Source organism: Neisseria sp. HMSC31F04, assembly GCF_001807735.1.
GTDB lineage: Bacteria > Pseudomonadota > Gammaproteobacteria > Burkholderiales > Neisseriaceae > Neisseria > Neisseria elongata.
In genome coordinates this window covers 1-5,472 of record NZ_KV790817.1, presented here as the reverse complement: position 1 = coordinate 5,472, position 5,472 = coordinate 1, and the positions used below count along the sequence as shown (strand labels likewise).

Here is a 5,472-nt window from a genome sequence, read left to right as displayed (position 1 = left end):
ATTTTGCAAAGGTCTCAGGCCGTCTGAAAACCACTTTCAGGGTTTTCAGACGGCCTCTGTGTCGGGTAAATATTCAAGGGTGGCGGGTAAAAGAAAAAGCCGGAAGATTCCGGCTTTTGCCTGCTGATTCCGTTTTCGGTTTGGCCGTTCGGAATAATCAGCGTTTTTCCTTTTTCTGGCAAGGGCCGCAAATGCCGTACATATACAGGGCGTGATCCACGATGCGGTAGCCGTTTTCTTCGGCGATTTTATCCTGCAGTTTTTCGATTTCTTCGCTGTGGAATTCGGTTACGTCGCCGCATTTGACGCAGACGATGTGGTCGTGGTGGCCGCCGGTATTCAGTTCGTAAACGGCTTTGCCGGTTTCGAAATGGTGGCGCAGCAGGATGCCTGCCTGTTCGAATTGGGTTAAAACGCGGTAGATGGTGGCAACGCCGATTTCGATTTCGTGCTCCAGCAGGAGGCGGTAAACGTCTTCCGCGCTCATGTGCTGATCGGGATACCGCTCGAACAAATCGAGGATTTTCAAACGCGGGCCGGTTACTTTCAGGCCGTTGTGCCTTAATTGAGCTACATTATGATCCATGGTCTTTCCATACCGTAGTTATCCAATTGTCGCTATAATACGCATATTTTATAGTTTTGCACACACAAAGATGATAAAGATTTCTAAATGGAGTCTTTGCTGTGGCATACTGTACAACATTATCCCCCACACTCGCAAAAGGTATCGTCCGTGAACAGACTTCCCATTCTGCTTGCCGCCGCCGTTATCGGGCTTTCCGCCTGTTCGGCCGAGCGCATTTCTAATTTCCCTTCCTACAAACTGAAAGTGATTCAGGGCAACCAGCTCGATGCCCGCGCCGTTTCTTCGTTGCAGCAGGGCATGAGCCGCGATCAGGTCCAACTGCTGCTGGGTACGCCGCTGCTGCGCGATCCTTTCCACAGCGACCGCTGGGACTACACCTACGAAATCAGCCGCAACGGCGTGGTCAATCAAGCCGAAACGCGCAACCTGACCGTTTGGTTTGAAAACGACCGCCTGGTCAAGGCAGAGGGCAACGCGCTCGAATATGCCCGCCAACAGCAATCTGCGGCTACGGAATAAAACGAAATGGATAAATTGAAAATTGCCATTGCCGGTGCGAACGGCCGCATGGGCCGCGTATTGGTCGAGGCCGTAAACAACCATCCCGGCGCGGTATTGAGCGGCGCGCTGGAACATGCCGGTTCGGACGCATTGGGTTTGGATGCAGGCTATGCGCTGGGTTTGAAAACCGGCGTATCGATTTCCGACGATGTGGACAAAGTTTTGGCCGCCAGCGACGTGTTGATCGACTTTACCCGCCCCGAGCCGACGCTCAAACACCTGCAAAAATGCGTGGAAGCAGGCAAAAACATCGTCATCGGCACGACGGGTTTTGACGACGCGGGCAAAGCCGCCATCAAAGCGGCGGCGGAAAAAATCGGCGTGGTGTTCGCCGCCAATTTCAGTGTCGGCGTAAACCTGACCTTCCACATCCTCGACACCGTCGCCCGCGTATTGAACGAAGGCTACGACATCGAAATCATCGAAGCCCACCACCGCCACAAAGTCGATGCCCCCAGCGGTACGGCTTTAAGGATGGGCGAAGTGATTGCCGATGCGCTTGGCCGCGATTTGAAAGAGTGCGCGGTATACGGCCGCGAAGGCCACACCGGCGAACGCGACCCGCAAACCATAGGTTTTGCCACCGTTCGCGGCGGCGACATCGTCGGCGACCATACCGCATTGTTTGCCGCAGAGGGCGAGCGTGTGGAAATCACCCACAAAGCCAGCAGCCGCATGACTTTCGCTTCCGGCGCCGTGCGTGCGGCGGTATGGGCGGCGGGCAAGGCCGGCCTGTTCGATATGCAGGACGTGCTGGGTTTGAAAAACCGCTGATTGCCCGTGCCGAATGCCGTTTCATACAACGAGGCCGTCTGAAAAGCCGTTTGGCCGCTTTCAGACGGCCTTTCCACACCTCTCAGGATTCCGAACGTGTACCCACAAATAACCACTGACTGCGGCCCGGCCGAATGGCGCAACGAGAGTACGCAGAAGCCGCCGAAACAAGCCGTCGGCCTGCATGATGCAGGAGCTGCCGCCATCCTCGATCAAGCGCGGCAGGATACGGCCGTCATTTGGCGCGGCGATTTTCACAATGCCAAGCAAGTCCTGGCCGCACTGAAAAAACGCCTGCGGGCGAAAAGGCCGTCTGAAAAAAACGACCTGACTCCTGCGGAACGCTTCCACCGCCACCGGATGCGGCAGGCGCAGCGGAGCCGAACAGTCAATATGCTGGCGGTGGAAATCGGCGCCGGTTTCCGGCTCGAACTGCCGCGCGCGCCCGATGTCCGTGCCGCGCTGGCCGATGTGTACGGGGAGGAAAACGACACGCCTTTCCTGTTGCCGCTCAACCGATTGCTCGGATTCGTCGGCGCGCACGAGTGGCATAAAAAAGGCGTGGACATTCCCGCACTGGGCGGGCGGATACATGTGCCTTTCGGCGTCTTTTCCCCTTTGCGAGGCGAGTATCTCGACCTGCTGATGCGGGCGGAACTGCCGCCGTCTTTTCAGACGGCCTTCGATATAGGCACGGGTTCGGGCGTGCTGGCCGCATTGCTGGCCAAACGCGGCCTGCGGCAGATTACCGCTACCGACAACAACCCGCGCGCCCTGAGTTGTGCCGGAGACAACATCCGCCGCCTCGGTTTGCAGCGGCAAATCGGCATCGAGGCCGCCGACCTGTTTCCGGAAGGATGCGCCGACCTGATTGTCTGTAATCCGCCCTGGCTGCCTGCGAAACCCACGTCGGCCGTGGAAACCGCGCTGTATGATCCCGACCATGCCATGCTGCGCGGTTTCCTGAACGGCGCGCGCAGTCATTTGAACGATGGCGGCGAAGTTTGGCTGATTATGTCGGATTTGGCCGAACATTTGGGATTGCGCGCCGCCGATTTCCTGCCGCGCTGTTTTCAGACGGCCGGACTGAGCCTGATTGAAACGCTGCACATCCGCCCGCAGCACGGTAAAGCCGTTTCTACCGACGACCCGCTGGCATTTGCCCGAAATCGGGAAACAACGTTTTTATACCGTTTGAAGGCAGGGTAGGGCGGAAGAAGCTGTCTGAAACGGTTTGCGTGCCGTTAAAATTATGTTTTTAGGCGGCCTTCATGATGCTTGGGCTTTATGTTTGGGTTTGGGCGGGAGCAATCTGTTAGTGCGGGTTGATTGATTTTATAAGTTGCCGCTGCCGGCGGCCCGGTTGTTTTCCGGTTCCATTTATTGAAAAAGCCGTTGCGGAATATCAAGACAAGAAAAATATTTGTGCTATAGTGGATTAAATTTAAACCAGTACGGCGTTGCCTCGCCTTGCCGTACTATTTGTACTGTCTGCAGCTTCGTCGCCTTGTCCTGATTTAAATTTAATCCACTATAAAAGGCCGTCTGAAAGTTTTCAGACGGCCTTTTCAGGGTTGAGCCTCAGACAGGCGGGTTATTTGCCTTCCTCGCGTGCTTTGCGCGCTTCCAGCCATTGTTCCAGATAATGGATGCTGACGCCGCCGTCGGAGAAGTCCGGATCGCGGAACAGGTCGCGGTGCAGGTCGGCATTGGTTTTGATGCCGGTAATGGCCAGTTCGGCCATCGCAACGCGCATTTTTGCCATTGCCTGTTCGCGGGTTTTGCCGTGTACGCAGATTTTGCCGATCAGGCTGTCGTAGTTCGGCGGAATGCGGTAGCCCTGATAAATGTGGCTGTCCACGCGGATGCCGAAGCCGCCGGGCAGGTGGCAGCTTTCAATCAGGCCGGGGCTGGGGATGAAGTTGTACGGGTCTTCGGCGTTGATGCGGCATTCGAAGGCATGGCCTTCCAAAACAATGTCTTTCTGCTTGTATTGTAATTTCTCGCCTGCCGCCACGCGCAGTTGTTCCTGAACGATGTCCACGCCGGAAATCAGTTCGGTAACGGGGTGTTCGACCTGTACGCGGGTGTTCATTTCGATAAAGAAAAATTCGCCGTCTTCATACAGGAATTCAAATGTTCCCGCACCGCGGTAGCCGATGCGTTTGCAGGCTTCGACGCAGGCTTTGCCGATTTTCTCGCGCTCTTTGGCGGTGATGCCGGGCGCGGGGGCTTCTTCGATGACTTTTTGGTGGCGGCGCTGCATGGAGCAGTCGCGCTCGCCCAAGTAGATGGCGTTGCCGTGTTCGTCGGCCAGCACTTGGATTTCGACGTGGCGCGGGCGTTGCAGGTAGCGTTCCATGTAAACCATGGGGTTGCCGAATGCGGCACCGGCTTCGGCTTTGGTCATTTCCACCGATTTGATTAGGTCTTCTTCTCTTTCCACCACGCGCATGCCGCGTCCGCCGCCGCCGCCCGATGCTTTGATGATGACGGGGTAGCCGACTTCGGCTGCGGTTTTGATGATGGTTTCGGGGTCGTCCGGCAGTGCGCCGTCCGAACCGGGCACGCAGGGAACGCCCGCTTCCTGCATGGCCTGTTTGGCGGACACTTTGTCGCCCATCAGGCGGATGGTGTCGGCGCGCGGGCCGATGAAGATGAAGCCGGATTGTTCGACTTGTTCGGCAAAATTGGCATTTTCGGCCAGAAAGCCGTAGCCGGGGTGGATGGCGTCCGCACCGGTTACTTCTGCGGCGGCGATGATGGCCGGGATGTACAGGTAACTTTGGGGCGAGGGCGCGGGGCCGATGCAGACGGATTCGTCGGCCAGTTTGACGTGCAGGCTGTCTTTGTCGGCTTCGGAATGGACGGCAACGGTGGCAATGCCCATTTCGCGGCAGGCACGCAGGACGCGGAGTGCGATTTCCCCACGGTTGGCGATTAATACTTTTTTCAACATGATTAACCTCTCGGTTTGGTTTTCAGACGGCCTTCGGTCAGACTTGTCGGTTGTTCAGCGCGTTGCGTATTTTTTGGTCGGTTTTGTATTGGCTCAGGGCGTATACGGACCAGATGGCGGCAGGCAGCCAGCCGATAAGTGTGAGTTGCAGTATCAGGCAGATGATGCCGGCGATGGGGCGGCCGATGGTGAAGAATTGCAGCCAGGGCAGCAACAGGGCGATGAGCAGGCGCATAAGGCATCCTTTGTCCGACGAGGGACGGTCAAGCTTTCAGACGGCCTTTCCGAGGTGCGGAAGGCCGTCTGAAAGGGTTATTCGATGATGAACAGAGGTTCGCCGTATTCGACCGGTGTACCGTTTTCTACCAGGATTTCTTTGATGACGCCCGATTTCTCGGCTTCGATTTCGTTCATCAGTTTCATGGCTTCGATGATGCACAGGGTGTCGCCGGCTTTGACGGTTTGGCCGACTTCGACAAACGCGGGGCTGCTCGGGCTGGCAGCACGGTAGAAGGTGCCGACCATGGGCGATTTTTGTGCGGCGGAGAGGTCCCGTGCGGCAGGAGCGGCTGCCGGGGCTGCCGCAGGA

7 protein-coding genes are annotated in these 5,472 nt (G+C 57.0%); 3 read left to right on the top strand and 4 right to left on the bottom strand.

Annotated elements, in window-relative coordinates:
• Positions 1 to 157: 157 nt before the first annotated feature.
• Entirely contained in the window at positions 158 to 586 is a 429-nt protein-coding gene (gene fur, locus HMPREF3107_RS07940; protein WP_049251584.1) for a ferric iron uptake transcriptional regulator, read from the bottom strand.
• 150 nt (positions 587 to 736) lie between these two features.
• Here fur and HMPREF3107_RS07935 point away from each other — a divergent pair, with 150 nt between their 5' ends.
• The 3 genes from HMPREF3107_RS07935 (at position 737) to HMPREF3107_RS07925 (ending at position 3,133) form a co-directional block, all read left to right on the top strand.
• The gene (locus HMPREF3107_RS07935) at positions 737 to 1,108 is read left to right on the top strand and encodes an outer membrane protein assembly factor BamE (protein WP_049251862.1); all 372 of its coding nucleotides are present in this window, start codon (positions 737 to 739) and stop codon (positions 1,106 to 1,108) included.
• A gap of 6 nt (positions 1,109 to 1,114) precedes the next feature.
• Positions 1,115 to 1,924 (top strand): 4-hydroxy-tetrahydrodipicolinate reductase, encoded by an 810-nt coding sequence (dapB, locus tag HMPREF3107_RS07930; RefSeq protein WP_070454820.1) that lies wholly within the window; start codon positions 1,115 to 1,117, stop codon positions 1,922 to 1,924.
• A gap of 96 nt (positions 1,925 to 2,020) precedes the next feature.
• Positions 2,021 to 3,133 (top strand): methyltransferase, encoded by a 1,113-nt coding sequence (locus HMPREF3107_RS07925; RefSeq protein ID WP_070454819.1) that lies wholly within the window; start codon positions 2,021 to 2,023, stop codon positions 3,131 to 3,133.
• A gap of 385 nt (positions 3,134 to 3,518) precedes the next feature.
• On the opposite strand, the gene accC is transcribed toward HMPREF3107_RS07925, so the two are convergent.
• From accC to accB, 3 genes are all read right to left on the bottom strand, one after another.
• Entirely contained in the window at positions 3,519 to 4,883 is a 1,365-nt protein-coding gene (gene accC, locus HMPREF3107_RS07920; RefSeq protein WP_070454818.1) for an acetyl-CoA carboxylase biotin carboxylase subunit, read from the bottom strand.
• 37 nt (positions 4,884 to 4,920) lie between these two features.
• The gene (locus tag HMPREF3107_RS07915; RefSeq protein ID WP_040665591.1) at positions 4,921 to 5,118 is read right to left on the bottom strand and encodes a YqaE/Pmp3 family membrane protein; all 198 of its coding nucleotides are present in this window, start codon (positions 5,116 to 5,118) and stop codon (positions 4,921 to 4,923) included.
• 77 nt (positions 5,119 to 5,195) lie between these two features.
• Positions 5,196 to 5,472 (bottom strand): acetyl-CoA carboxylase biotin carboxyl carrier protein (gene accB / locus HMPREF3107_RS07910; protein WP_070454817.1); only part of this gene is annotated, 277 nt, incomplete at its 5' end.